This is a genomic window from Pseudomonas sp. S11P7, from assembly GCF_023195435.1.
Lineage (GTDB): Bacteria > Pseudomonadota > Gammaproteobacteria > Pseudomonadales > Pseudomonadaceae > Aquipseudomonas > Aquipseudomonas fluorescens_G.
The window spans coordinates 4,792,501-4,817,803 of record NZ_JALPKS020000002.1; the positions used below are offsets into that span (position 1 = coordinate 4,792,501).

22 protein-coding genes are annotated in these 25,303 nt (G+C 61.3%); 15 read left to right on the top strand and 7 right to left on the bottom strand.

From position 1 onward, the window contains the following. Positions 1–424 precede the first annotated feature (424 nt). Complete coding sequence (locus M0746_RS22120) at positions 425–1,918, bottom strand: CoA-acylating methylmalonate-semialdehyde dehydrogenase (protein ID WP_258450587.1); 1,494 nt, start codon at positions 1,916–1,918, stop codon at positions 425–427. A 76-nt stretch (positions 1,919–1,994) separates the two neighbouring features. After that, positions 1,995–3,344: an aspartate aminotransferase family protein gene (locus M0746_RS22125; RefSeq protein ID WP_258450588.1), complete on the bottom strand. Its 1,350-nt coding sequence runs from the start codon at positions 3,342–3,344 to the stop codon at positions 1,995–1,997. 137 nt (positions 3,345–3,481) lie between these two features. Here M0746_RS22125 and M0746_RS22130 point away from each other — a divergent pair, with 137 nt between their 5' ends. The 9 genes from M0746_RS22130 (at position 3,482) to M0746_RS22170 (ending at position 13,907) form a co-directional block, all read left to right on the top strand. Then, entirely contained in the window at positions 3,482–4,402 is a 921-nt protein-coding gene (locus M0746_RS22130; RefSeq protein ID WP_093104952.1) for a LysR family transcriptional regulator, read from the top strand. Between the two features lie 121 nt (positions 4,403–4,523). Beyond that, positions 4,524–5,912: a uracil-xanthine permease family protein gene (locus M0746_RS22135; protein WP_258450589.1), complete on the top strand. Its 1,389-nt coding sequence runs from the start codon at positions 4,524–4,526 to the stop codon at positions 5,910–5,912. Positions 5,913–6,000: 88 nt separating this feature from the next. After that, positions 6,001–6,651 carry a TetR/AcrR family transcriptional regulator gene (locus M0746_RS22140; protein WP_208938827.1) on the top strand — a complete coding sequence of 217 codons (651 nt, stop codon included), beginning with the start codon at positions 6,001–6,003 and terminating at the stop codon, positions 6,649–6,651. A gap of 8 nt (positions 6,652–6,659) precedes the next feature. Further along, positions 6,660–7,241, top strand: a complete 582-nt coding sequence (locus M0746_RS22145) for an IMPACT family protein (RefSeq protein WP_258450590.1) — start codon at positions 6,660–6,662, stop codon at positions 7,239–7,241. Between the two features lie 536 nt (positions 7,242–7,777). Next, entirely contained in the window at positions 7,778–9,325 is a 1,548-nt protein-coding gene (locus M0746_RS22150) for an ABC transporter ATP-binding protein (protein WP_258450591.1), read from the top strand. Positions 9,326–9,340: 15 nt separating this feature from the next. After that, entirely contained in the window at positions 9,341–10,447 is a 1,107-nt protein-coding gene (locus M0746_RS22155) for an ABC transporter permease (protein WP_258450592.1), read from the top strand. Next, the gene (locus M0746_RS22160) at positions 10,447–11,373 is read left to right on the top strand and encodes an ABC transporter permease (RefSeq protein WP_208938831.1); all 927 of its coding nucleotides are present in this window, start codon (positions 10,447–10,449) and stop codon (positions 11,371–11,373) included. The genes M0746_RS22155 and M0746_RS22160 overlap by 1 nt, the downstream gene beginning before the upstream one ends. A gap of 231 nt (positions 11,374–11,604) precedes the next feature. Next, the gene (locus M0746_RS22165; RefSeq protein ID WP_258450593.1) at positions 11,605–12,291 is read left to right on the top strand and encodes an SDR family oxidoreductase; all 687 of its coding nucleotides are present in this window, start codon (positions 11,605–11,607) and stop codon (positions 12,289–12,291) included. Positions 12,292–12,548: 257 nt separating this feature from the next. Continuing rightward, positions 12,549–13,907 (top strand): 8-oxoguanine deaminase, encoded by a 1,359-nt coding sequence (locus M0746_RS22170; protein ID WP_258450594.1) that lies wholly within the window; start codon positions 12,549–12,551, stop codon positions 13,905–13,907. A 138-nt stretch (positions 13,908–14,045) separates the two neighbouring features. Here M0746_RS22170 and M0746_RS22175 read toward each other — a convergent pair whose 3' ends face one another. Next, positions 14,046–15,137 (bottom strand): calcium:proton antiporter, encoded by a 1,092-nt coding sequence (locus M0746_RS22175; RefSeq protein WP_258450595.1) that lies wholly within the window; start codon positions 15,135–15,137, stop codon positions 14,046–14,048. A gap of 287 nt (positions 15,138–15,424) precedes the next feature. Between M0746_RS22175 and M0746_RS22180 the strand changes: the two genes are divergently transcribed. From M0746_RS22180 to M0746_RS22190, 3 genes are all read left to right on the top strand, one after another. Next, positions 15,425–16,498 carry a BMP family ABC transporter substrate-binding protein gene (locus M0746_RS22180; protein WP_258450596.1) on the top strand — a complete coding sequence of 358 codons (1,074 nt, stop codon included), beginning with the start codon at positions 15,425–15,427 and terminating at the stop codon, positions 16,496–16,498. Between the two features lie 142 nt (positions 16,499–16,640). Next, positions 16,641–17,606 carry a 2-oxoglutarate and iron-dependent oxygenase domain-containing protein gene (locus M0746_RS22185; RefSeq protein ID WP_258450597.1) on the top strand — a complete coding sequence of 322 codons (966 nt, stop codon included), beginning with the start codon at positions 16,641–16,643 and terminating at the stop codon, positions 17,604–17,606. Positions 17,607–17,686: 80 nt separating this feature from the next. Continuing rightward, positions 17,687–18,640, top strand: coding sequence for an adenosine deaminase (locus tag M0746_RS22190; protein ID WP_258450598.1), 954 nt, complete (start codon positions 17,687–17,689; stop codon positions 18,638–18,640). 121 nt (positions 18,641–18,761) lie between these two features. On the opposite strand, the gene M0746_RS22195 is transcribed toward M0746_RS22190, so the two are convergent. The 3 genes from M0746_RS22195 to M0746_RS22205 form a co-directional block, all read right to left on the bottom strand. Next, positions 18,762–20,144, bottom strand: coding sequence for an MFS transporter (locus tag M0746_RS22195; protein WP_258450599.1), 1,383 nt, complete (start codon positions 20,142–20,144; stop codon positions 18,762–18,764). A gap of 142 nt (positions 20,145–20,286) precedes the next feature. Beyond that, the gene (locus M0746_RS22200; RefSeq protein WP_208938839.1) at positions 20,287–21,018 is read right to left on the bottom strand and encodes an ArsR/SmtB family transcription factor; all 732 of its coding nucleotides are present in this window, start codon (positions 21,016–21,018) and stop codon (positions 20,287–20,289) included. Between the two features lie 317 nt (positions 21,019–21,335). Then, positions 21,336–22,265 carry a LysR family transcriptional regulator gene (locus M0746_RS22205; RefSeq protein WP_258450600.1) on the bottom strand — a complete coding sequence of 310 codons (930 nt, stop codon included), beginning with the start codon at positions 22,263–22,265 and terminating at the stop codon, positions 21,336–21,338. A gap of 120 nt (positions 22,266–22,385) precedes the next feature. Here M0746_RS22205 and M0746_RS22210 point away from each other — a divergent pair, with 120 nt between their 5' ends. The 3 genes from M0746_RS22210 (at position 22,386) to M0746_RS22220 (ending at position 24,059) form a co-directional block, all read left to right on the top strand. After that, positions 22,386–22,679, top strand: coding sequence for a putative quinol monooxygenase (locus M0746_RS22210; protein ID WP_258450601.1), 294 nt, complete (start codon positions 22,386–22,388; stop codon positions 22,677–22,679). Positions 22,680–22,710: 31 nt separating this feature from the next. Next, positions 22,711–23,724: a zinc-binding alcohol dehydrogenase family protein gene (locus M0746_RS22215; RefSeq protein ID WP_258450602.1), complete on the top strand. Its 1,014-nt coding sequence runs from the start codon at positions 22,711–22,713 to the stop codon at positions 23,722–23,724. 161 nt (positions 23,725–23,885) lie between these two features. Continuing rightward, the gene (locus tag M0746_RS22220; protein WP_172833298.1) at positions 23,886–24,059 is read left to right on the top strand and encodes a hypothetical protein; all 174 of its coding nucleotides are present in this window, start codon (positions 23,886–23,888) and stop codon (positions 24,057–24,059) included. A 6-nt stretch (positions 24,060–24,065) separates the two neighbouring features. Here the strand turns inward: M0746_RS22220 and M0746_RS22225 are convergent, their stop codons facing one another. Continuing rightward, entirely contained in the window at positions 24,066–25,268 is a 1,203-nt protein-coding gene (locus M0746_RS22225) for a multidrug effflux MFS transporter (protein ID WP_258450603.1), read from the bottom strand. Between the last annotated feature and the right edge of the window lie 35 nt (positions 25,269–25,303).

Genomic DNA, 25,303 nt, shown 5'->3' on the forward strand with positions numbered 1-25,303 from the left:
AGAGCGGTTGGTTAAGATCTTTCGCCTCAACCGAGGCGCGCATTCTACAGCAGCCTCATTTGCTGTCAAGTGATTATTTTCAGAAGCTTTCGAAGATTTCTTCAACAACTTCAACCACTTGCGCTTCCGATCTCTCGTCAGCGGGAGGCGAATTCTACAGCGTTACACGCTGCTGTCAACACCTCTTTTTCAACTTCCTTTTGCGCTTCGATGAACTGAAGCCGCTTACCGCCGAAACCTACTTAACTCGTTGAATATCAAGGAGTTTTCCGTTTCGACTGCGCCGGAAGTGGGGCGAATTATAGACATCTGAAATTCGCCGTCAACCTCTATTTTCATAAATCTGTCATATCAGTCAAAAAAGCCCAAAAACACAGAAGGCCGACCTCAGCGAGGTCGGCCTTCTGTGCTTCCGCCCCGCTACTTACAAGCTAGGGAAAGCGAATTGCGAAGCTTCATGACTGGCACGCTGCGGCCAGCGCTGGGTAATCGCCTTGCGTCGCGTGTAAAAGCGCACGCCATCCGGACCGTAAGCGTGCAGGTCACCAAACAGCGAACGCTTCCAACCGCCGAAGCTGTGATAAGCCACCGGCACCGGCAACGGTACGTTGACGCCAACCATGCCGACTTCGATCTCGTCGCAGAACAGACGCGCCGCTTCGCCATCACGGGTGAAGATACAGGTGCCGTTGCCGTATTCGTGATCGTTGATCAGTTGCATGGCCTCTTCCAGGCTGTTCACCCGAACCACGCAAAGAACCGGCCCGAAGATCTCTTCTTTATAGATGCGCATCTCCGGGGTGACGTTGTCGAACAGGCAGCCACCGAGGAAGAAACCCTCTTCGTGACCGGCCACGCTCAGACCCCGACCATCGACGACCAACGTCGCGCCCGCCGCGACGCCGTCATCGACATAACCGCTGACCTTGTCCCGCGCCTGACCAGTCACCAGAGGCCCCATGTCCAGGCCACAGGAAGTGCCGGCACCGATTTTCAGCGCCTTGATCTGCGGCACCAGTTTGGCTACCAGTGCATCCGCCACTTGATCACCGACACACACGGCAACGGAGATCGCCATGCAGCGTTCGCCGCAAGAACCGTACGCCGCGCCCACCAATGCGCTGACCGCGTTATCCAGATCGGCATCCGGCATCAGCACCGCGTGGTTCTTCGCGCCGCCGAGTGCCTGGACACGTTTGCCGCGCTTGGTGCCCTCGGCGTAGATGTACTCGGCAATCGGCGTCGAGCCGACAAAACTCAGCGCCTTGATTTCCGGCGCTTCGATCAACGCGTCTACCGCGGTCTTGTCACCGTGAACGACGCTCATCACGCCTTTCGGCAAACCGGCCTCCAGCAGCAGTTGAGCGATCAGCAGCGTCGAACTTGGATCGCGCTCGGACGGCTTGAGGATGAAGCAGTTGCCGCAGACGATCGCCAGTGGGTACATCCACAGCGGCACCATGGCCGGGAAGTTGAACGGGGTGATCCCGGCCACGATGCCCAGTGGCTGGAAGTCCGACCAGGCGTCGATGTTCGGGCCGACGTTGCGGCTGTATTCACCCTTGAGGATTTCCGGGGCGGCGCAGGCGAACTCGACGTTCTCGATGCCGCGCTTCAGTTCACCGGCGGCGTCTTCCAGGGTTTTGCCGTGTTCTTCGCTGATCAATTGCGAGATGCGCGCTTCGTTCTGCTCCAGCAGTTGCTTGAAGCGGAACATTACCTGCGCACGTTTGGCCGGTGGCGTGTTGCGCCACGCCGGGAACGCAGCCTTGGCGGCATCGATGGCTTTCTGGATGGTGGCCTGGCTGGCCAGTGGCAGTTTGTGAATGGCTTGACCGGTAGACGGGTTGAACACATCCACTGCACGACCGTTTTCGGTCACCAACTCGCCATTGATCAAATGCGGAATAACGCTCATCGAACACTCCTGAATTCTGGTGCGCAGACGCCCGCATGGAGCGCCTGCCATTGGTGCATCTATATAGAAGGAAAAATCAGTCGAGCTTGTTCAGCACTTCGCCGACCGCGTCGAACAGACGATCGAGGTCCTGCGGCTTGCTGTTGAAGGTTGGGCCGAACTGCAGGGTGTCGCCGCCGAAGCGCACATAGAATCCGGCCTTCCACAGCGCCATGCCCGCTTCGAATGGGCGCACGATGGCGTCGCCGTCGCGACCGGCAATCTGGATCGCGCCGGCGAGACCGTAGTTACGAATGTCGATGACGTTCTTCGCCCCTTTCAAACCGTGCAGCGCATTTTCGAAATGCGGTGCAACTTCCGCGACGCTCTGCACCAGGTTTTCCTTTTGCAGCAGATCGAGTGCGGCCAGGCCAGCGGCGCAGGCAACCGGGTGCGCCGAGTAGGTGTAGCCATGGGGGAATTCCACCGCGTATTCCGGGGTCGGCTGGTTCATGAAGGTCTGGTAGATCTCGGAGCTGGCAATCACCGCGCCCATCGGAATCGCGCCGTTGGTGACTTGCTTGGCGATGCACATCAGGTCCGGGGTCACGCCGAAACTGTCGGCGCCGAACATCGAACCGGTGCGACCGAAGCCGGTGATCACTTCGTCGAACACCAGCAGGATGTTGTGCTGATCGCAGATCTCGCGCAGGCGCTTGAGGTAACCCTGCGGCGGCACCAGTACACCGGCGGAACCGGCCATCGGCTCGACGAAGACTGCAGCGATGTTCGACGCATCGTGCAGTTCGATCAGCTTCAGCAACTCATCCGCCAAAGCGATCCCGCCCTGCTCCGGCATGCCGCGAGAGAAAGCGTTACTCGCCAGCAAAGTGTGCGGCAGGTGATCGACATCCATCATCGGCTGACCGAACAGCTTGCGGTTGCCGTTGACGCCGCCGAGGCTGGTACCGGCGATGTTCACCCCGTGATAGCCACGGGCACGGCCGATCATTTTGGTTTTGGTCGCCTGGCCTTTCAGGCGCCAGTAGGCGCGGACCATTTTCACCGCGGTGTCGGCGCACTCGGAACCGGAGTCGGTGAAGAACACGTGATTGAGATTGCCCGGGGTCAGCTCGGTGATTTTCTCCGCCAGTTGAAACGACAGCGGATGGCCGTACTGGAAGCCGGGCGAGTAATCGAGGGTGCCCAACTGTTTGGCCACCGCTTCCTGGATTTCCTTACGGGTGTGCCCGGCGCCGCAGGTCCACAGACCGGACAGCGAGTCGTAGATCTTGCGGCCCTTGTCATCGAACAGCCAGCTGCCTTCGGCACCAACGATCAGCCGCGGGTCGCGCTGAAAGTTGCGGTTGGCGGTGTACGGCATCCAGTGCGCGTCCAGCTTCAGCTGGCTGGCCAGTGGCGACGGCGCGTTTTCAGGCATGTTCATCGGGCAAAACCTCGCAGGGCATAAGCGGCAGGGAGATAAAAAGCGTTATTGCAGCTAAGTTGCCACGGCGATAAAGTCGGTGAAATCCAACTTTTCTAACCTTCAGTTAGAACACTGCTAAACAAAGAGCCCAATAAATGAGCAGCCGCCGCCCCGATCCGCTGGCCCAGGTCAGTGATTTTGATATTCGCCTGCTGCGGATTTTTCGCAGCGTGGTGGAGTGCGGTGGCTTCTCCGCAGCGGAAACCGTGCTGGGCATCGGTCGCTCGGCGATCAGCCAGCAGATGAGCGATCTGGAGCAACGCCTCGGGTTGCGCCTGTGCCAACGCGGTCGCGCCGGTTTTTCGCTGACCGAAGAAGGCCGCGAGGTCTATCAATCGGCGCTACAACTGCTGAGTGCGCTGGAAAGTTTTCGCACCGAGGTCAACGGCCTGCACCAGCATTTACGCGGCGAGTTGATCATCGGCCTGACCGACAATCTCGTCACCCTGCCCCACATGCGCATCACCCACGCTCTCGCGCAGTTGAAGGAGCGTGGGCCGGATGTGCAGATTCAGATCCGCATGATCGCGCCCAATGAAGTCGAGCAAGGCGTACTCGACGGCCGTCTGCATGTCGGCGTAGTGCCGCAGGCCAGCGCGCTGTCGGGGCTGGAGTATCAGCCGCTATACAGTGAGCGATCGCTGCTTTATTGCGCGGTCGGCCACCCGTTGTTTTATGTCGACGACAAACAACTCGATGACCAGCGCCTTAACAGTCAGGACGCCATCGCGCCGACGTTCCGTTTACCGGCGGACATCCAGGCGCATTATCAAGCACTCAATTGCACCGCCAGCGCTTCCGATCGTGAAGGCATGGCGTTCCTGATCCTGACCGGGCGCTACATCGGTTACCTGCCGGATCACTACGCCAGCCTCTGGGTTCAACAGGGTCGTCTGCGTGCGCTGAAATCAACCACACGTTTCTATGACCTGAGCCTCGCATCGGTCACGCGCAAGGGGCGTCGCCCTCATTTGGTGCTGGAAAGTTTTCTGGAAAGCCTGGCGGCGACGCGCTGAAAATCCCCGCAAGGCCCGGCAGCGCTGGGCCTCACAGACTAGAAAACAGAATAACCTGAGCAAGTGGACAGCTTTTTGCAAAGCAGGATCAACCCGATCCCTGAACAAGAAGCCCAGCGCCATGCAGCCAGATTCCGAATCGTCCAGTGAACTGATCTACGGCCTCGACGACCGTCCAAAACCGCTCGCCGCGATCCTTGCCGCACTGCAACACGTGCTCGCCAGTTTCGTCGGCATCATCACCCCGCCGCTGGTGATCGGCTCGGCGCTCGGCCTGACCGCGCACTTGCCGTATCTGATCAGCATGGCGCTGATGGTCTCCGGCGTCGGCACCTTTATTCAGGCGCGGCGGCCGTTCGGCATTGGTGCCGGGATGATTTGCCTGCAGGGCACCAGTTTCGCCTTTCTTGGCGCGGTGCTGTCAGCCGGATTTCTGGTCAAGCAGCGCGGCGGCAGCCCGGAAGACATTCTGGCGATGATCTTCGGTGTATGTTTTTTCGGTGCGCTGGTGCAGATCGTGCTCAGCCGGTACATCGGCCAGTTGCGCCGGGTCGTCACGCCGCTGGTGACGGGCATTGTCATCACGTTGATCGGTATCAGCCTGATCAAGGTCGGCATTACCGATCTGGGCGGTGGCTTCAATGCGCCGGACTTTGGTGCGCCGGGCAATCTGGCGTTGGGCGTGTTTGTGCTGCTGACGATCATTCTGCTCAACCGCTCGAACACGCCGTGGGTGCGCCTGTCGGCGATCATTATCGGCTTGCTGCTGGGTAGTCTGGCGGCGTGGTTCAGCGGGAAGTTGGTGCCGCAGCCGTTGCCTGAATTGCCGCTGGTGAGTTTTCCCACGCCGTTCAAGTTCGGTTTCAGCTTCGACTGGACAGCTTTCCTGCCGGTCGCGCTGATTTATCTGATCAGCACCATCGAAACCGTCGGCGACCTCACCGCCAATTGCATGCTGGCCCGCCAGCCGATCAGCGGTCCTTCTTATATAAGTCGTCTACGCGGTGGCGTATTGGGCGATGGCGTGAGCTGCATGATCGCCGCGACGTTCAGCGCATTCCCCAACACCACCTTCGCGCAGAACAATGGGGTGATCCAATTGACCGGAGTCGCCAGCCGTTACGTCGGCCTGTACATCGGCGCGATCCTGTTCTGCCTCGGCCTGTTCCCGATGATCGGCGCGGTGCTGCAGCAGATTCCGAAACCGGTGCTGGGTGGCGCAACGCTGGTGATGTTCGGCGCCGTTGCGGCGGCCGGGGTGCGCATTCTTGCCCAGTCGCCGCTGGACCGGCGCAGCATGTTGATCATTGCCACTTCGTTCGGTGTCGGCCTGGGCATCGCTGCGCAACCGAACCTGCTGCACCTGATGCCGAAGCTGGTGCAGAACCTGTTCGACTCGGCGATTACCAGCGGCGGCTTGACCGCCATCGTCCTGTGCCTGCTGCTGCCGGAAAGCCAAACCACGGCGACTAAAGTGCCGGCCACGCTGAACAAGATCGAACAGGCGTAACGGTTTTATCGCGCAAGGACTTGTCGGATGCCTGTGGGTGCGCTATCAACGCAACTGGTTGCACCCACAGACAAACCCGGAAGTGCCTATGACCTTTGAAGTCCCCGCTCACGGCGGCAAGCCCGCCAGCCGCATTCGTCAGAAGAACGAAGAGACCATTCTCAAAGCCGCCGAAGACGAGTTCGCCCGTCACGGGTTCAAAGGCACCAGCATGAACACCATCGCGCAGAATGCCGGGTTGCCGAAAGCCAATCTGCATTACTACTTCACCAACAAACTCGGTTTGTACGTGGCGGTGCTGAGCAACATCATCGAATTGTGGGACAGCACTTTTAACACCCTGACCGCCGAGGATGATCCGGCTGAAGCGCTTACCCGCTACATCCGCGCCAAAATGGAGTTCTCCCGCCGCCAGCCACAGGCTTCGCGGATTTTCGCGATGGAAGTGATCAGCGGCGGCGAATGCCTGAGCGAGTATTTCAATCAGGACTATCGCGCCTGGTTCCAGGGCCGCGCCGCCGTATTCCAGGCCTGGATCGACGCGGGCAAAATGGACCCGGTCGATCCGGTGCACCTGATCTTCCTGCTGTGGGGCAGCACCCAGCATTACGCCGACTTCGCCACGCAGATCTGCCGGGTCAGCGGGCGCAGCAAGTTGACCAAACAGGACATGGAAGACGCCGGCAACAACCTGATCCGCATCATTCTCAAGGGCTGCGGCCTCACTCCTTCTGTATAAGACGTTTTATGCCTTTTACCCTCAGCGGTTTTTGCGAGTACCGCGAAGAGATTCGCAAAAGCCGCTTCATTACCCTCGCCGTGCCGATCGACAGCCCAAGCGATGCGCAGGCGTTCTTCGAGCAGCACAGCGATCTGAATGCCACGCACAATTGCTGGGCATGGAAACTCGGTGCGCAATACCGCAGCAGCGATGACGGCGAGCCCGGCGGCACCGCCGGGCGACCGATTCTGGCGGCAATCGAGGCGCAGGATTGCGATCAGGTCGCAGTGCTGGTGATCCGTTGGTACGGTGGCATTCAACTGGGCACCGGTGGCTTGGCCCGGGCGTACGGCGGGGGCGCGAACAAATGCCTGCAAGCGGCGGACAAGATCGAACTGATCAGTCGCGTGCCGCTGAGTTGCGCCTGTGGATTTTCCGAACTGGCGCTGGTCAAGCTGCGCGTCGCCGATCTCGGTGGCCTGGTGCTGGAAGAACATTTCACCGCCAACGGCGTCGAATTGCGTCTGGCACTGGGGGCGGCACACATCGAATTGCTGCAAAGCCAATTGGCCGATCTGAGCCGCGGACGGATTTTGCTGCAGCGCTAGAAAGCTGCGAGTTTTTAGGGCGCAGCCGTTTGCTCTTATTCCGCCAAGTTGCCCACATGCGCTGTGTACCCGACTGTGGATAACCTGAGTACATTCGCCTGTAACCCTTCTGTCACGCGGCTTTGCGCGGTTTGTTCACTTTTCGTTCAATTTCTCCGACGAAACGGAAATTCCAAGCCTAAACAATCAGTTAGCGATGTTTAGCACCATTAGAACAAAGCATCGCAGTGCTTATGCCGAGCTTTCTGGCTTGCGCACAATAACTGTGGAACAACCTGTGGATAACCCGTTCATGACCTGCGCTGTCGCAGGTTCTGCCTGCTTCGCAACGGTTTGCTCGTTTTTTGATCAGTCAGCGATGGGCAAAACTGGAGCCCGATCAAGACCTTTGCGCTGAATTGGTGCTGCGTTTCCATCCCTTTACTAATCCGAAGCTCTACATCCAGCGCCGCCAAACGCGGCCCGCGCGCGTTCCTGACTCAATGGCCAGGAAATTGCTTTATCCACAGGCACAACTTCAAGCAGTCGAGCCTGTCATGCCAATCGCTCCGCCCGTTCCGCGCCTGCAACTGCGCCATATCAGCAAACGCTACCCCGGCTGCCTGGCCAACGATGCCATCGACCTGAACATCGTGCCCGGTGAAATCCATGCCCTGCTCGGCGAAAACGGCGCCGGCAAAAGCACATTGATGAAGATCATCTACGGTGTCACCCAGGCCGATGCAGGCGAAGTGCTTTGGCAAGGTCAGCCGGTAAAAATCCGCAACCCGGCACAGGCGCGGCAGCTGGGCATCGGCATGGTGTTCCAGCATTTCTCGCTGTTCGAAACCCTCAGCGTGGCGCAGAACATTGCCTTGGCGATGGGCGCGGCGGCCGGCACGCCGCAACAGCTGGCACCGCAGATTGCCGAAGTGTCGCGGCGTTATGGCATGGCGCTGGAGCCGGAACGACTTGTCCACAGTCTGTCGATCGGCGAGCGCCAGCGCGTCGAGATTGTGCGCTGCCTGATGCAGGACATTCGTCTGCTGATCCTCGATGAACCCACGTCGGTGCTGACGCCGCAGGAGGCCGACGAGCTGTTCGTCACCCTGCGCCGGCTCGCCGCCGAGGGCTGCAGCATTTTGTTCATCAGCCACAAGCTCGGTGAGGTTCGCGCCCTGTGCCACAGCGCTACGGTTTTGCGCGGCGGGCGTGTGGCCGGGCATTGCCGACCGGCCGAATGCTCGGATCAGCAACTGGCGCAATTGATGGTTGGCGAAGCAGCGGCGTTGATCGGTGAATACCCCAAGGTCAGCGGCGGCGCGGCGTTCTTGCAGGTGAACGGCTTGAGCTGGCACAACCCGGACCCATTCGGCTGCTCGTTGCGCGATATCGACTTGCAGGTACGCAGCGGAGAAATCGTCGGCATCGCCGGGGTGGCCGGCAATGGTCAGGATGAATTGCTGGCGCTGCTCAGCGGCGAACAGCGCTTGCCTCGAACAGACGCTGCCACCATTCGATTCGGCGCGCAAAACGTTGCCGATCTGCGCCCGGATGCGCGGCGCAAACTCGGTCTGGCGTTTGTCCCGGCCGAACGTCTGGGCCACGGCGCAGTGCCGGAGCTGAGCCTGGCCGATAACGCCCTGCTCAGCGCTTTTCAGCAGGGACTGGTCAGCCGCGGCATGATCCAGCGCAGCAAACTCGAAACCTTCGCTGAACAAATCATCCAGCGCTTCGGCGTAAAAACCCCGGACACGCAGGCCGCCGCGCGCAGCCTTTCCGGGGGCAATCTGCAGAAATTCATTCTCGGCCGGGAAATTCTTCAGCAACCGAAACTGTTGATCGCCGCGCATCCAACCTGGGGCGTCGACGTTGGCGCTGCCGCGACCATCCACCGCGCATTGGTTGCGCTGCGCGATGCCGGCGCGGCGATTCTGGTGATCTCCGAAGATCTCGACGAGCTGTTCCAGATCAGCGACCGCCTCGGCGCGTTGTGCGGAGGGCGTCTGTCGCCGCTCCGTGACACCGGCGAAACGCAGCTCAGCGACGTCGGCGGCTGGATGGCCGGGCAGTTCGCGCACTCACCTTCATCGGCCACGGTTTAACGGAGTTTTCCTGACATGCTGCTTTCCCTCGAACCGCGCGGCCAGCAATCGCGCCTGATGCTCTGGTGTTCGCCGTTACTGGCCGCTGTGCTGACCCTGGCATGCGGCTCGCTGCTGTTCATCGCCCTTGGCCACGACCCGCTGCAAACCTTGCACACGCTGCTGATCGCGCCGGTCAGCGATCTCTATGGCATCTCCGAATTGCTGGTCAAGGCCTTGCCAATTCTGCTCTGCGCACTCGGCCTGGCGGTGGCCTATCAGGCACGGATCTGGAACATCGGCGCCGAAGGTCAATTGCTCCTCGGCGCACTCGCTGGCAGCGCCGTGGCGGTGCACATCATCGACTGGCAAAGCCGTTGGGCACTGGTGCTGATTCTGCTCGTTGGCATGCTCGCCGGCGCCGCCTGGGCCGGGCTGACGGCGTGGTTGCGCACGCGCTTCAACGCCAATGAGATTCTCACCAGCATCATGCTCAACTACATCGCGCTGAACCTGCTGCTGTTTTGCGTGCACGGGCCGCTGAAGGACCCGGCCGGGTTCAACTTCCCTGAATCGGCGATGTTCGGCGACGCCAGCCGCTTGCCGCTGTTGCTCGAAGATGGCCGCGTGCATGCCGGGGTGTATTTCGCCCTGCTCGCGTTGGTGGCGGTGTGGGTGCTGCTGCAGAAAAGCTTTGTCGGTTTCCAGATCAAAGTGCTCGGTCTGGACAAGCGTGCGGCGGGCTTCGTCGGTTTTCGCGAGAAGCGTTTGATCTGGCTGGCGCTGCTGATCAGCGGAGGACTGGCTGGGCTTGCCGGGGTCAGCGAGGTTACCGGGCCGATTGGCCAATTGGTCCCGCAGGTTTCGCCGGGATATGGCTACGCAGCAATTACCGTGGCGTTTCTCGGCCGGCTGAATCCGCTCGGCATCGTGTTTTCCAGTCTGTTGATGGCGCTGCTGTACCTCGGCGGCGAGAGCGCGCAGATGACGTTGAATCTACCGCAGGCGATCACCCAGTTGTTTCAGGGAATGATGCTGTTTTTCCTGCTCGCCTGTGACGTGCTGATCCTCTATCGGCCGCGCCTGAATCGGCGCTGGGCCCGACGCACGTCGACCGCCACCGTAACTGCCGGAGCGCTGTGATGGATATCGATCTGTTGAGCAATATTTTCTACGCCATGGTGCGCTGCGGCACGCCGCTGTTGCTGGTGGCCTTGGGTGAACTGATCTGTGAGAAGAGCGGCGTGCTCAACCTCGGTCAGGAAGGGATGATGCTGTTTGGCGCGGTGATCGGTTTTATCGTCGCGCTCAGCAGCGGCAACCTGTGGCTGGGCGTGCTGCTGGCGATGCTCGCGGGAATGCTGCTGTCGTCGCTGTTTGCCGTGGTCGCCTTGGTGTTCAACGCCAATCAGGTGGCGACCGGGCTGGCGCTGACGATTTTTGGCGTGGGACTGTCGACCTTTGTCGGCGCGGCCTGGGTGGGGAAACCGCTGGCCGGGTTTGAGCCGTTGGCGATTCCGTACCTGAGTGACATTCCGCTGCTCGGGCGCATGCTGTTTGCCCAGGACCTGCTGGTGTACCTGTCGTTCGCGCTGTTTGCGCTGGTGGCGTGGGTGATCATCAAGAGTCGTGTCGGGCTGATCATCCAAGCGGTCGGCGAAAACCCCGATGCGGCCAGCGCGATGGGTTTGCCGGTGCTGACCGTGCGCACCCTGGCGGTGCTGTTTGGCGGGGCGATGGCCGGGCTGGCCGGGGCCTATCTGTCGCTGGCGTACACGCCGATGTGGGCGGAAAACATGACCGCCGGGCGCGGCTGGATCGCTCTGGCGCTGGTGGTGTTTGCCAGTTGGCGGGTGTGGCGGTTGTTGCTCGGCGCGTACCTGTTCGGCCTCGCCAGCATCCTGCATCTGGTGGCGCAGGGCTTGGGGCTGGCGATTCCGTCGAGTCTGTTGGCGATGCTGCCGTATGTGGCGACGATTGTGGTGTTGGTGCTGTTGTCGCGGGATGCGCTGCGTACACGGTTGTATGCGCCGGTGTCGTTGGGGCAGCCGTGGCAATCAGGGCATTGATGTTGTCAGAGCGGGCCTCTTCGCGAGCAGGCTCGCTCCCACCGGGTATTGAGTGAACCCGGTCAAATGTGGGAGCGAGCCTGCTCGCGAAAGCGTCCGCATAGGGGAAGCCAGCACGACGAGGGCTGGGGTATGCTCCGGGGCGCTGCCGCTTTTGCGCCGGACACTGCAACTTCGGCACGGGCAGGCCTGTCCATTGAATCCTGAACGTTGACTCTCAAGGAACCTATCATGTCTCAGGCAAAAAACGCACTGATCATCGGTGCCTCTCGGGGCTTGGGCCTCGGGCTGGTGAAAACCCTGCTGGCCGACGCCTGGCAAGTCACCGCCACCGTGCGCAATCCGCAAAACGCCGAGGCGCTGCAAGCGCTGGGCAGCGTGCGGATCGAGAAGCTCGACATGGATGATCAGCAGGCGGTGATCGCCCTCAGTCAGCAATTGAAGGGCGAAACGTTCGATCTGCTATTCGTCAATGCCGGCGTCAAGGGCCCGGAGGTACAGACCCCGGGCGGCGCGACGCTGGCCGAAGTCGGCAAGCTGTTTTTCACCAACGCAGTGGCGCCGATCAATCTGGCCCAGCGCTTTGTCGGGCAGATCCGCGACGGCAGCGGCGTGCTGGCGTTCATGAGCTCGGGGCTGGGCAGCGTGACGGTGCCGGATGCGCCGGAGCTGGCGTTGTACAAGGCGAGCAAGGCGGCGTTGAACTCGATGACCAACACCTTCGTCACGCAGCTGGGCGAGCAGAAACTGACCGTGCTGTCGCTGCATCCGGGCTGGGTGAAAACCGACATGGGCGGTGATGGCGCTGACCTCGACGTGGAAACCAGTACCCGTGGGCTGATTGATCAGGTCAACGCGTACAGCGGCAAGGGCGGGCACCATTTTGTCAATTACAAGGGTGAAACGATTCCCTGGTAAGCGCTGAAAATCCCTTGTAGGAGCGAGCCTGCTCGCGAATGCGGTGTGTCAGATAATGGATGTTTCGACTGATACGGCACCTTCGCGAGCAGGCTCGCTCCTACAGGGGTAGTGCGGTGAATGGTCGGGTCGGGCTTGCCCGGCGCGGCAATTTGTTTGAAACTGCGCGCCTCGTCCGTCGCGGCGAACCTGGATCAGCAGACAGGACAACACTGAGCTGGCAACCCTGAACCCAACTTTCAGAGGAGCCGGCGACCATGCCTGCGACCCGTATCTGGTTAAAAAACTCCCTCGCCATTTTCACGGCCAACGCGCTCGACGCCCGTGGCGGTCTGGTCCTGCAAGACGGTGTCATCGTCGAAGTGCTTGCCGCCGGGCAGCAACCCTCGGCGCCGTGCAACGAAGTGTTCGATGCCCGCGAGCATGTGATCCTGCCGGGACTGATCAACACCCACCACCACTTCTATCAAACCCTGACCCGCGCCTGGGCACCGGTGGTCAATCAGCCGTTGTTCCCGTGGCTGAAAACCCTGTACCCGGTATGGGCACGCCTGACTCCGGAAAAACTCGCCCTCGCCACTAAAGTGGCGCTGGCCGAGCTGCTGCTGTCGGGCTGCACCACCGCCGCTGACCATCACTACCTGTTCCCGGACGGTCTGGAAAACGCCATCGACGTGCAAGTCGAAACCGTGCGCGAACTGGGCATGCGCGCCATGCTGACTCGCGGTTCGATGAGCCTCGGCGAAAAGGACGGCGGCCTGCCACCGCAGCAGACCGTCCAGGAAGGCCAAGTGATTCTCGACGACAGTCAGCGCCTGATTCACGAGTACCACGAACGCGGCGACGGCGCGCAGATCCAGATCGCCCTCGCACCGTGCTCACCGTTCTCGGTAACACCCGAAATCATGTCGGCCAGCGCCGAACTGGCGAACACCCTCGACGTGCGCCTGCACACGCACCTGGCTGAAACGCTCGACGAAGAAGATTTCTGCCTGCAGCGTTTCGGCCTGCGCACCGTCGATTATCTGGACAGCGTCGGCTGGCTCGGCCCGCGCACCTGGCTGGCCCACGGCATCCACTTCAACCCGGACGAAATCGCTCGCCTTGGTCAGGCCGGCACCGGTATCTGCCATTGCCCGAGTTCGAACATGCGTCTGGCGTCGGGCATTTGCCCGAGTATCGACCTGACCGACGCCGGCGCGCTGTTTGGGCTGGGCGTTGACGGTTCGGCGTCCAACGACGCCTCGAACATGATCCTTGAAGCGCGTCAGGCGCTGTACATCCAGCGCCTGCGTTATGGCGCCGAAAAGATCACCCCGGAACGCGTGCTCGGTTGGGCGACCAAGGGCTCGGCGAGTTTGCTGGGCCGCAGCGATATCGGTGAGCTGGCGGTCGGCAAGCAGGCGGATCTGGCATTGTTCAAGCTCGACGAACTGCGCTTCTCCGGCAGCCACGACCCGATTTCGGCGCTGCTGCTGTGCGGCGCGGACCGTGCGGATCGGGTGATGATTGGTGGCAAGTGGCGCGTGGTGGATGGCCAGGTTGAAGGCCTGGATCTCAAAGGCCTGATTGCCGATCACAGCCAGGCGGCGCGCCAGTTGATCGCCGGGACCTGATTTCCCCCGCATGATCGTTCCCACGCTCTGCGTGGGAATGCCGCCACGGACGCTCTGCGTCCACCGCTGGGACGCGGAGCGTCCCGAGATGCATTCCCACGCGGAGCGTGGGAACGATCATCAAGGGAAGATCGGTGCTTAGAGACCGAGCAGGGACAGCATGATGAACGTCGCAAACAGCACAAAGTGGGTCATGCCTTCGATGGCATTGGTCTCACCGTCGTTGAGGTTGATCGCGCTGACGATCAGGGTGATGAAGATCATCACTGTCTGCACCGGAGTCATCGCCATCTGGAACGGCTGACCGGTGTACAGCGCCATGGCCTCCATCACCGGCACGGTCAGGATCACCGTCGACAATGACGCGCCCATCGCAATGTTCACTACCGACTGCATGCGGTTGGCCAGTGCCGCGCGCAATGCCGTGAGAATTTCCGGCGCCGCCGAAATGGCCGCCACCAGAATCGCCGTGATCACCGGCGGCGCCCCGGTGCCTTCCAGGCCGAGATCAAGGGTCTTGGACATGATCTCGGCGAGCGCGCCGATCACCACCACACCGCCGACCAGAATGCCGATCGACAGGCCCAGGCTGAGCGGTTTCGGCTCTTGCTCGATGGGTTCTTTCTTGCGCCGCTTGTCCGGGTAGCTGTAGCTGAAAAAGTAGCTGTGTGGCCCGACTTGCATGCGCAGGAACAAGGTGTAAAGCACCACCATCGCGCCAATAGTGAACGCCGAATAGAGCTTCCAGTTCGCTTCGGGAATGAACTCCGGCACCACCATCGACACACCCATGGCGGTGAGGATCATCACGCTGTAACTGCGCGCCGAATCGTCGTTGTAGGACTGCTCGCCATGCTTGATCCCGCCCATCAGCGCGGCGAGGCCGAGGATGCCGTTGATGTCGAGCATTACCGCCGAATAGATCGTGTCGCGCACCAGCGTCGGCGAGGCTTCGTTGCTCATCATGATTGCCAGAATCACCACCTCGACCAGCACAGCGGCGAGGGTCAGGATCATCGTGCCGTAAGGGTCGCCGACCTTTTCCGCGAGCAGTTCGGCGTGGTGGGCGACGCGCATCGACGCGGCGACGATGAAGCCGATCAGCACCAGCCCGCCGACCAGCGCGATGATCTGGCCGCTGTGCAGCAACCAGTGTTCCAGCGGGTAAGCGATGCACGCGGCAATGATTGCCAGCAGCAGAAAGCTTTCCTGTTTGAGGATCGAGAGCATGGCGGACCTTTTGCCGAAAGAAGCTGATGAAGCTACTGACTGCCGCGCGGCGCTAACGTTTCGTTACATCTTCGCGCACCAAGCCATGGCAGCCGTTTTGGCAGTTGCCCTTTTATTGGCCTTGCCGGCCTCTTCGCGAGCAGGCTCGCTCCCACCCTGAAATGCGATCCCCTGTGGGAGCGAGCCTGCTCGCGAAGGCCGCAATGCGGTTTCGAAACGTTTGTTGTCCTGTTGGTCAGCAATTTGCATTGGCTCTGGGCACACACAACAAAACGGAGCTCCACTTCATGCAAATACGTCCGCTGCACAAACTGCTGTGCGCCGCCATCGGCCTGGGCATCAGCCTGAGCGCCAGCGCTGCCGATCCGCTAAAGGTCGGTTTCGTCTACATCGGCCCGATCGGTGACCACGGCTGGACGTATCAGCATGAACAGGGGCGCAAGGCGCTGGCGGAAAAGTTCGGCAGCCAGATCACCACCAACTATGTGGAAAACGTCGCCGAAGGCGCCGACGCCGAGCGGGTGATCCGCAACATGGCCAAGGACAAGTACGACCTGATCTTCACCACTTCCTTCGGCTACATGAACCCCACCGTGAAAGTCGCCAAACAGTTTCCCAAGGTGACCTTCGAACACGCCACCGGCTACAAGCAGGACAAGAACCTCGGCACCTATCTGGCGCGCACTTACGAGGGGCGTTACGTCGGCGGCTTCCTCGCGGCAAAGATGACCAAAAGCAAAAAGATCGGCTACGTCGCCTCGTTTCCGATTCCGGAAGTGATCCGCGACATCAATGCCATTCAACTGGCCCTGAACAAATACAACCCCGGCACCGAGATCAAAGTGGTCTGGGTCAACTCGTGGTTCGATCCGGGCAAGGAAGCCGATGCAGCCAACGCGCTGATCGATCAGGGCGTCGACGTGGTGTTCCAGCACACTGACAGCCCGGCACCGATTCAGGCTGCAGAACGCCGTGGCGTGTACGCGGTGGGTTACGCCTCGGACATGGCGCACTTCGGGCCGAAAGCGGTACTGACATCGATCGTCAACGACTGGGCACCGCATTACATCCAGGCGACGCAAAGCGTGATCGATCACACCTGGAAACCGCAGGATTACTGGGGCGGACTGAAGGAAGGCACGGTTGAGCTGCCAATCAGCGATCTGGTGCCGGCGCCGGTGAAGGCCGAAGCCGAGCAGATCATTGCCGACATCAAGAGCGGTGCGCTGCAGCCGTTCACCGGGCCGATCAAAGATCAGGCCGGGGTGGAGAAAATCCCGGCGGGCGTGAGTGCGACGAATGCCGAACTGGCGTCGATGAATTACTACGTGGAAGGCATGAAGGCCGAGATGCCGAAGTAATCCACTTACCTCGATCGTTCCCACGCTCTGCGTGGGAATGCCGCCAGGACGCTCCGCGTCCCTGCCGAAAGCGGACGCGGAGCGTCCATTGAGGCGTTCCCACGCAGAGCGTGGGAACGATCACCAACTGTGAGAACGCAACATGGATCAGCTTCCGATCATTGATATCAGCCCGCTCTATAGCGACGACGAATCCGCCTGGCCTGCGGTGGCCGAACAAATCGACCAGGCCTGCCGCGAATGGGGCTTTTTCTACATCAAGGGCCATCCGATTTCCGCGCAACGCATCGACGCGGTGCTCGATCAGACTCACCGTTTTTTCGCCCTGCCCGCAGCGGAAAAACTGCAGATCGACATCACCCAGACTCGCCATCATCGCGGCTACGGTGCCATCGCCACCGAACAGCTCGATCCGGACAAACCCAGCGATCTGAAAGAAACCTTCGACATGGGCCTGCACCTGCCCGCTGAACATCCCGAGGTACTCGCCGGAAAACCGTTGCGCGGGCCCAACCGGCATCCGGCGCAGGCAGGCTGGGTTGAATTGATGGAGCAGCATTACCTCGACATGCAGGCGCTGGCGCAGACGCTGTTGCGGGCGATGACCGTGGCGCTGGGGATCGAGCGCGATTTCTTCGACAGCCGTTTCGTCGACCCGGTCAGCGTGCTGCGCATGATCCACTATCCGCCGCGCCACACCGCCAGTTCTGCCGAGCAGCAAGGTGCCGGCGCGCACACCGATTACGGCTGCATCACCCTGCTCTATCAGGACAGCGCCGGCGGCTTGCAGGTCAAGAATGTTCAGGGCCGATGGATCGACGCGCCGCCGATTGACGGCACCTTCGTGGTCAACCTCGGCGACATGATGGCGCGCTGGAGCAACGACCGCTATCGCTCGACCCCGCACCGGGTGATCAGCCCGCTCGGCGTCGACCGCTATTCGATGCCGTTCTTCGCCGAGCCACATCCGGACACCCGCATCGAATGCCTGCCCGGTTGCCAGGACGCACAGCACCCGGCGAAATATCCGACTACCACCTGCGCCGAATTCCTGTTGTCGCGCTTCGCCGATACCTACGCTTATCGGCGCGAGCAAGCGGCGGTGTGATGGATCGCTTGGTCAGGTTTTGCCAATTGTTTCGGCGAGCATCTGTAGAATGCCGTCATTGCACCTGATGAGAAAAGACTATGTACGACTGGCTCAACGCCTTGCCGAAGGCTGAACTGCACCTGCATCTGGAAGGCTCGCTGGAGCCCGAGCTGCTGTTCGCCCTGGCCGAGCGCAACAAGATCGCCCTGCCGTGGAACGACGTGGAAACCCTGCGCAAGGCCTACGCCTTCAACAACCTGCAGGAATTTCTCGACCTGTATTACCAGGGCGCTGACGTGCTGCGCACCTCGCAGGATTTCTACGACCTGACCTGGGCCTACCTGCTGCGCTGCAAAGAACAGAACGTGATTCACACCGAACCGTTCTTCGATCCGCAGACCCACACCGACCGCGGCATTCCCTTCGAAGTGGTGCTCAATGGCATCGCGGCAGCGCTGAAAGATGGCGAGACGCAACTGGGCATCACCAGCGGTTTGATCCTGAGTTTCCTGCGTCATCTGAGCGAAGCAGAAGCGGAGAAAACCCTTGATCAGGCGCTGCCGTTCCGCGATGCGTTCGTTGCCGTCGGTCTGGACAGCTCCGAGATGGGCCACCCGCCGAGCAAGTTCAAGCGCGTGTTCGATCGCGCCCGTCACGAAGGTTTTCTGACCGTTGCCCATGCGGGTGAGGAAGGCCCGCCGGAGTACATCTGGGAAGCCATCGACCTGCTGAAAATCCAGCGCATCGACCACGGCGTGCGCGCCATCGAAGACGAGCGTCTGATGCAGCGGATCATCGACGAGCAGATCCCGCTGACCGTGTGCCCGCTGTCGAACACCAAGCTTTGCGTGTTCGATCACATGTCGCAGCACAACATCCTCGACATGCTCGAGCGCGGTGTGAAGGTCACGGTGAATTCCGATGACCCGGCGTACTTTGGTGGTTATGTGACCGAGAACTTCTACGCGCTGCATGAACATTTGGGCATGACCCAGGATCAGGCCAAGCGTTTGGCGCAAAACAGCCTGGATGCACGTCTGGTAAAACCCTGAACCACAACGAAGTACCCATGTGGGAGCGAGCCTGCTCGCGAAGAGGGAGTGTCAGTTAACATTTTCGTTTAATGACCCTCCGCTTTCGCGAGCAGGCTCGCTCCCACAGTGGGTTCTTTGGTTAGTCTGGGATTTGGGCTTCAGTCAGCTCCTCAAGGGTTTTCCCTCGCGTCTCCATCCCGAACAGCCACACCACCCCCGCCGCGATCGCAAAGCACGCCGCGCCCAGCGCAAACACCCCGCCCTGCCCGGTAATCGGGAACACCAGCCCGGTAACCAAAGGCCCGAGCAGCGAGCCGACCCGGCCAATCGCCGAAGCAAAGCCCGAACCGGTTGCTCGCGCCGACGTCGGATATAGCTCCGGCGTATAGGTGTAGAGCACCGCCCACATGCCGAACAGGAAAAACTGCATCAACAGTCCGGTGCCGATCAGCAGCGCCACGTTGCCGCCGAACACCGCGCTCTGCCCATAGAGAAATGCCATCACCCCACCGCCGAGCAAGGTCACGATGCACACCGGTTTGCGTCCCCAGCGCTCGACCAGCCAGGCAGCCATGAGAAAACCGGGAATCCCGCCCAGGGAAATCAGCACCGTGTAATACACCGACTGCGTCACGGCAAACCCCGACTGCTGCAGCAACGCACTGAGCCACGAAGTCAGCCCGTAAAAGCCGAGCAAGGCAAAAAACCACAGGCTCCAGATCATCGTCGTGCGCTGGCGATACTGCGGTGACCAGATCTGTTTCAGCGCAGCGAAGAAATTGCCCGGTGGCGTCACGGTGCGCGGCAAGCTCAGCGGTTCGGGCAGCGCCGCACCGCCAAGCGAAGCGCGCACCCGCGCTTCAATACCGTTCAACACCTTGTCCGCATCGGCATCGCGCCCGGCCTGCTCGAGCCAACGCGGTGACTCCGGAATGAAAAAGCGGATCGCCAGCACGAACACCGCCGGTACCGCCAGCACCAGAAAGATGTCGCGCCAGCCAATCACCGGCAACAGAAAGTACGAGAGCACGCCCGCCGCGACGAAGCCGAGCGGCCAGAACCCATCCATCAAGGCGATGTAACGCCCGCGTCGTTGCGCCGGAATCAGCTCCGACAGCATCGACTGGGCAATCGGAAACTCCATGCCCATGCCGATCCCCAACAGGATGCGGAACAGGGTCAGGGTCTCGACCGTTTGCGCCGTCGAACACAGATAACTGGCCACGCCCCAAAGCACGATGCTCCACTGAAACACCGGCTTGCGTCCGAAGCGATCGGCGAGCATCCCCGACAGCGAGGCGCCGAGCACCATGCCGAAGAAGCTCGAACTGGCGAGCAGTCCGGCTTGTGCGCTGCTCAGGCCGAACTCGGCTTTGATCGAGCCGAGCAAAAACGTCATCATCGCCAGGTCCATGGAGTCGAAGAAAAACGCCAGGGCGATGATGATGAAGATGATCCGGTGATAGCCGCTGATCGGCAGTCGTTCCAGACGTTCCGCCGCGCTGTAGCGCTGTGTTTGCATGCTGCGTCCCCCATCCGAAATGATCCCCGGATCGAGTGTGCGCGATAGCGATCTGGCGTTGCTGCTGGATGCGACCTGTTCGCAACCGTCAACGACGCCAAAAGCATTGGCGCAGCTCGGGTAGCGCTCATGCAAGGCTCTGCTACGCCATTTCCAGCTCGGTGTCTTTGGCGAAACGATGCAACTCGCGTTGCCCGGTGGCCGTCAGTTGCAACGCTCGGGAATCGTTGGGCAGCGTCAGCCAGCCGGATTGCATGAACAACTGCAGCAACGCCGCCCCCAGTGAGCCGCCCATGTGCGGACGGCGTTCGCTCCAGTCCGGGCAGGCACACGCCACTTGCACGTTGCGATGGGCCAGCGCCTGAATGAACACGCCACGCTCGGCCAGCAACTTCGCGCCTTTCTGGGTGACCGCCACACGGTGCTCCAGCTGTTCAATCCAGCCAGAGTCGAGCAACCGCTGGTACAGATCGGCGGCCAGCGTACCGCCCAGGTGATCGTCGCAAAAACGTGCACGCAACAGCGACGACGGTGCGGTCTGCGGCTTGGCCAGCGGCGTGCTGCGCTTGAACACTTCAGGAACGTCGCGCGGCGCACTGGCGATGGTGGCGCTGGCGAGAGCTTCTATCGCCGCACCGACCTCCGGCGCTGCGAGGCGGAAAAAACGCTTGCGACCACGGACTTCGACCTTCAACAGACCACCCGTGGCCAGCCGCGTCAGGTGCGCGCTGGCCGAGGACGGCGACAGCCCTGCCAATAGCGCAAGCTCCTCGGTCTGCCGCGCCGCGCCATCCATCAACGCCCACATCATCGCGCTGCGCTTGGGGTCGGCCAGCAACGTGGCGATCTGGCTGATGCAAGGTGCATGTTCCATGTGTTCACTCCCTGTTGAATCGTATCGTCTACTGCTCGGAGACATCTTGGCCGGTAATCAGTCGTCGGCCAAGACGCGAAAATCGCCATGAACCGGGGCGAGGCAAGCCACTGACGCAGCCTGCCCCGGCACAGCACCCGCAGCAGATGCGCGACCGTCACGCCAATTCGGGCGACGGGGTGCGAAAGTCTCCGGGCCGGGGTGTCGGTGCTGGCATGAGGCGGGCGCTAGTATAAGCCGGTTAGGCGCCGCGTCCTGCGCCGGGTCCTGCGCAGGTGGTGATTGTTCCTGAGAGAAATTTCTCTATTTACCTGCGACTAATGATCAAGTTTGGAAAAAGCGGGAAATTGACTACTCAATTCAGCGCATCGGCTGGCGAGCATCTCGCGCAGAAGGTTCACCGGCTTACTCAATTGGGCGCGATGAGCGCACAACAGATTCAGCGGTGCGCGCTCACACAGCAGTTCCGGCAGCAGTACCTTGAGGCGTCCGGCCAGGACATCAGTGCCGACGTCGAGCCAGGATTTATAGGCGATCCCGGCACCGGCCAGCGCCCACAAACGCACGACGTCGGCATCGTCGCTGAAACGATCACCACTGACCGTCAGGCCCACTTCGCGCTTGCCGTCATGGAAACTCCAATGGTCGTGAACGCGGCTGCCGAGCATGTACAGCAGGCAATTGTGCTGGGCCAGTTGCTCGAGCTGGCGCGGCTCGCCATGCCGGGCCAGGTACGCCGGGGACGCACAAAGCACGCGACGGTTGTGCGCGGCGATGGGCAACGCGACCAGGCTGGAGTCCTCCGGCTCGCCGTACCGCAAGGCGATGTCCACCGGCTGGCGGAACAGATCGGCGATACGGTCGCCGAGCAGCAAACGCACGGTCAGCCGTGGGTGCTCGCGCTGGAATTCATCGAGCCACGGCAGCAGCAGATTGCGGCCGAAATCCGACGGCGCGGACAATTGCAAAATGCCGCTGACCTGATCCTGGCCGCTGGCGAGCAGGCGTCGGCCTTCATCGAGGTTGCTCAGCGCCGCGCGAGCGTACTCAAGAAACCCCTCGCCTTCGGCGGTCAGACGCAGACTGCGCGTCGAGCGCGCGAGCAAGCGCGCGCCCAACTGCTGCTCGATGCGCTTCAACGCCGCACTCGCCACCGCGGCAGACATGTCCATCACCCGCGCCGCTGCCGACAGGCTGCCCAGATCCGCCGCGCGGACAAACAGTTGCAAGTCATCGAAACGCAGCATCCTCAGCCCCGATTATCAAAATAATATTGAAAGAGACTGCTGTTTTAGCCGGTTTTATCGCCAACAGAAATAGCGAATCATCTGTCCATCGATTTTCTCGCTGCACTATTGGAGCCCGACATGTCCCAGCCCTTCACTGCCATCGCCACCCTGACCGCCAAACCCGGCCAGCAGGATGCCCTCGAACAGGCCCTGCGCGCGCTGGTTGCACCGAGCCGCGCCGAGGCCGGTTGCGGCCAGTACGACCTGCACCGCGACCTCGCCGACCCTCAGGTTTTCTACGTGATCGAGCAGTGGGCCAGTGACGAGGTGCTGCAGGCACACAACGCCAGCGCGCATTTTCAGCAGTTTCAGAGCAGTGCCGGCGACACCATCGAACACTTCCAGCTCAAGCGCCTCGGTGCGATTGCCTGATTTCTTCTTCTATTAACGTACGGAGCCTTTCATGAAAGCCATCGCCTATTACGCATCCCTGCCGATCAACGACACCAACGCCTTGCAGGACATCGAACTGCCGGAACCGGTCGCCGGCCCGCGCGACCTGCTGGTAGAAGTCAAAGCCATTTCGGTCAACCCGGTCGACACCAAAGTGCGGCAGAACGTAGCGCCGGAAAACGGCGCCGCGAAAGTACTGGGCTGGGACGTTGCCGGTGTAGTCAAAGCGGTCGGCAGTGACGTGACGCTGTTCAAGGCCGGCGACAAAGTCTTCTACGCCGGCTCCATCGCTCGTGCCGGCGGCAACAGTGAGTTGCACGTCGTCGATGAGCGCATCGTCGGCCATATGCCGAAAACCCTCGGCTTTGCCGAAGCCGCGGCGCTGCCGCTGACCGCGATCACGGCCTGGGAATTGCTCTTCGAGCGTCTGCAAATCAGCGAAGGTAAAACCGACGTAGGCCAGCGCCTGCTGATCGTCGGCGCGGCCGGTGGGGTCGGCTCGATCCTTACACAACTGGCGAAGCAACTGACCGGCCTGAAAGTCATCGGCACCGCGTCCCGCGAACAGACCCGCGACTGGGTCAAGGCATTGGGCGCCGATGTCGTAATCGATCACAGCCAGCCGCTGAGCGAAGAACTCAAGCGCGCCGGCCTCGACAGCGTGACCCACGTCGCCAGCCTGACCCAGACCGACCAGCATCTGGAGCAACTGGTCGAGGCGTTGGCGCCGCAGGGCAAACTGGCGCTGATCGACGATCCGAAGTCGCTGGACGTGAGCAAACTCAAGCGCAAGAGCCTGTCGCTGCACTGGGAGTTCATGTACACCCGCTCGCTGTTCGAGACGCCGGACATGATCGAGCAGCACAACCTGCTCAACCGTGTCGCGCAACTGATCGACGCCGGCACCTTGAAAACGACCGTGGGCGAACACTTCGGCAGCATCAATGCGGCCAACCTGCGTCGCGCCCATGAATTGCTGGAAAGCGGCAAGGCCAAGGGGAAAATTGTTTTAGAAGGTTTCTGAGAAACCCGGACCTCGCAGCCCGTGCCAGCGCTAGAGCGGCTGGCCGGGCTGCGAGGTTGTTTGCCGTCAGTCCGATGCCCGGGCGTTGTCACAATTGCGATCGTATTCGGGTCTACAATCGAAGCCTCTGCGATACATCTTTTACGCAAGGGAGGTCAGCAATGAAGATCCTGATAAAAGAAGTGGCAAAGTCTCAATGGCAGGTTCGCCTCGACCAGCATGTCGTGACCTTTCGCAGTGAAGCCGAAGCGCTGGCGTTCACTCGCACCCTCGAAGCGCGACTCTGCGCGCCCCATCGCATTCCCGAGTACAGCCAGCAGCGCGCTGCCGGCTGAGGCTGTTTACGCCTCGGCCTGGGCTTGCGCCAATGCCCGGGCATTCTGCAGGCGGCGGGTAAACAAAGCGACGCTGACTACCAGCAACCCGCACAGGCTGATGACCATGGCCATCGGCACGGCGCTGCCATCGTGCAGCACGCCCACCAGCGCGGCCGCACCGGCGGCGATGCTGAATTGTAGACAACCGAGCATCGCCGACGCGCTGCCGGCCCGCGCCCCTTGGCCGTTCATCGCACAGGCGGATGCGTTGGGGATGATGCAACCGAGGCTGGCGATGCAGATGAACAACGGAATCAGCAACGGCCACAAGGCTTCCGGGCGCATCGCGCCGACCGCCAGCAAGGTAAGCCCCGCGAGAAAATAAACCCACACCGCACGCACCAGCAGAAACGCCGGGCCGCGCTTGGCCAACAGCCGCGCGTTGACCTGCGCCACCAGAATGAAACCCGCCGCGTTGGTGCCGAACAGCCAGCCGAAATGCTCGGCGGGCACGCCGTACAGCTTGATGAACACAAAGGGTGAACCGGCGATATAGGCGAACATGCCGGCGATGGCGATGCCGCCGGTAAGTGCGTGGCCGAGGTAAACCCGGTCCTTGACCAGTCGCGTGTATTGGCGCAATGCGCCGGACAACGGCTGGCGTGGCACGTGTGCCGGCATACTTTCCGGCAGACCAAGCGCCACCGCCAGCGCCGCGAGGGCGCTGAAACCGGTCAGCACCAGAAAGATCGACTGCCAGCCGCTGGTATTGACCAGCAGACCGCCGAGCATCGGCGCCAGAATCGGCGCCAGGCCCATCACCAGCATCAGTTGCGAAAAAACTTTCGCCGAACCCACGGCATCGCATTTGTCGGCGACCACCGCGCGGGAAATCACCATGCCCGCACAGCCCCCGAGCGCCTGGACGAAACGCGCGGCGATCAGCCATTCCAGACTCGGCGCATAGGCACAGGCCAATGACGCCAGGGTGAACAGGCCGACACCGCTGAGCAGTGGAACCCGCCGGCCGAACCGATCGGAAATCGGCCCGTAAGCCAATTGACCCAGCGACAGGCCGAGGAAGTAAGCCGCCAGCGTCAGCTGCACATGCTGCTCATCCGTGCCGAAGGCCAGCGCCATGGCCGGAAACGCTGGCAAATAGAAATCGATCGCCAACGGACCGAAAGCGCTCAAGGCGCCAAGTATCAAAATGGTACGAAAGTTCATCAGGCATCCAGGTGGGCAAGTCGCAGCCCGACAGT

Bases quoted from the DNA above. Each gene is read 5' to 3' on its own strand.
- M0746_RS22120 (WP_258450587.1), bottom strand. From the start codon at position 1,918: ATGAGCGTTATTCCGCATTTGATCAATGGCGAGTTGGTGACCGAAAAC.
- M0746_RS22220 (WP_172833298.1), top strand. From the start codon at position 23,886: ATGAAGATCCTGATAAAAGAAGTGGCAAAGTCTCAATGGCAGGTTCGC.
- M0746_RS22185 (WP_258450597.1), top strand. From the start codon at position 16,641: ATGGATCAGCTTCCGATCATTGATATCAGCCCGCTCTATAGCGACGAC.
- M0746_RS22130 (WP_093104952.1), top strand. From the start codon at position 3,482: ATGAGCAGCCGCCGCCCCGATCCGCTGGCCCAGGTCAGTGATTTTGAT.
- M0746_RS22180 (WP_258450596.1), top strand. From the start codon at position 15,425: ATGCAAATACGTCCGCTGCACAAACTGCTGTGCGCCGCCATCGGCCTG.
- M0746_RS22150 (WP_258450591.1), top strand. From the start codon at position 7,778: ATGCCAATCGCTCCGCCCGTTCCGCGCCTGCAACTGCGCCATATCAGC.
- M0746_RS22155 (WP_258450592.1), top strand. From the start codon at position 9,341: ATGCTGCTTTCCCTCGAACCGCGCGGCCAGCAATCGCGCCTGATGCTC.
- M0746_RS22165 (WP_258450593.1), top strand. From the start codon at position 11,605: ATGTCTCAGGCAAAAAACGCACTGATCATCGGTGCCTCTCGGGGCTTG.
- M0746_RS22205 (WP_258450600.1), bottom strand. From the start codon at position 22,265: ATGCTGCGTTTCGATGACTTGCAACTGTTTGTCCGCGCGGCGGATCTG.
- M0746_RS22225 (WP_258450603.1), bottom strand. From the start codon at position 25,268: ATGAACTTTCGTACCATTTTGATACTTGGCGCCTTGAGCGCTTTCGGT.
- M0746_RS22140 (WP_208938827.1), top strand. From the start codon at position 6,001: ATGACCTTTGAAGTCCCCGCTCACGGCGGCAAGCCCGCCAGCCGCATT.
- M0746_RS22210 (WP_258450601.1), top strand. From the start codon at position 22,386: ATGTCCCAGCCCTTCACTGCCATCGCCACCCTGACCGCCAAACCCGGC.
- M0746_RS22175 (WP_258450595.1), bottom strand. From the start codon at position 15,137: ATGCTCTCGATCCTCAAACAGGAAAGCTTTCTGCTGCTGGCAATCATT.
- M0746_RS22160 (WP_208938831.1), top strand. From the start codon at position 10,447: ATGGATATCGATCTGTTGAGCAATATTTTCTACGCCATGGTGCGCTGC.
- M0746_RS22200 (WP_208938839.1), bottom strand. From the start codon at position 21,018: ATGGAACATGCACCTTGCATCAGCCAGATCGCCACGTTGCTGGCCGAC.
- M0746_RS22190 (WP_258450598.1), top strand. From the start codon at position 17,687: ATGTACGACTGGCTCAACGCCTTGCCGAAGGCTGAACTGCACCTGCAT.
- M0746_RS22125 (WP_258450588.1), bottom strand. From the start codon at position 3,344: ATGAACATGCCTGAAAACGCGCCGTCGCCACTGGCCAGCCAGCTGAAG.
- M0746_RS22215 (WP_258450602.1), top strand. From the start codon at position 22,711: ATGAAAGCCATCGCCTATTACGCATCCCTGCCGATCAACGACACCAAC.
- M0746_RS22170 (WP_258450594.1), top strand. From the start codon at position 12,549: ATGCCTGCGACCCGTATCTGGTTAAAAAACTCCCTCGCCATTTTCACG.
- M0746_RS22195 (WP_258450599.1), bottom strand. From the start codon at position 20,144: ATGCAAACACAGCGCTACAGCGCGGCGGAACGTCTGGAACGACTGCCG.
- M0746_RS22145 (WP_258450590.1), top strand. From the start codon at position 6,660: ATGCCTTTTACCCTCAGCGGTTTTTGCGAGTACCGCGAAGAGATTCGC.
- M0746_RS22135 (WP_258450589.1), top strand. From the start codon at position 4,524: ATGCAGCCAGATTCCGAATCGTCCAGTGAACTGATCTACGGCCTCGAC.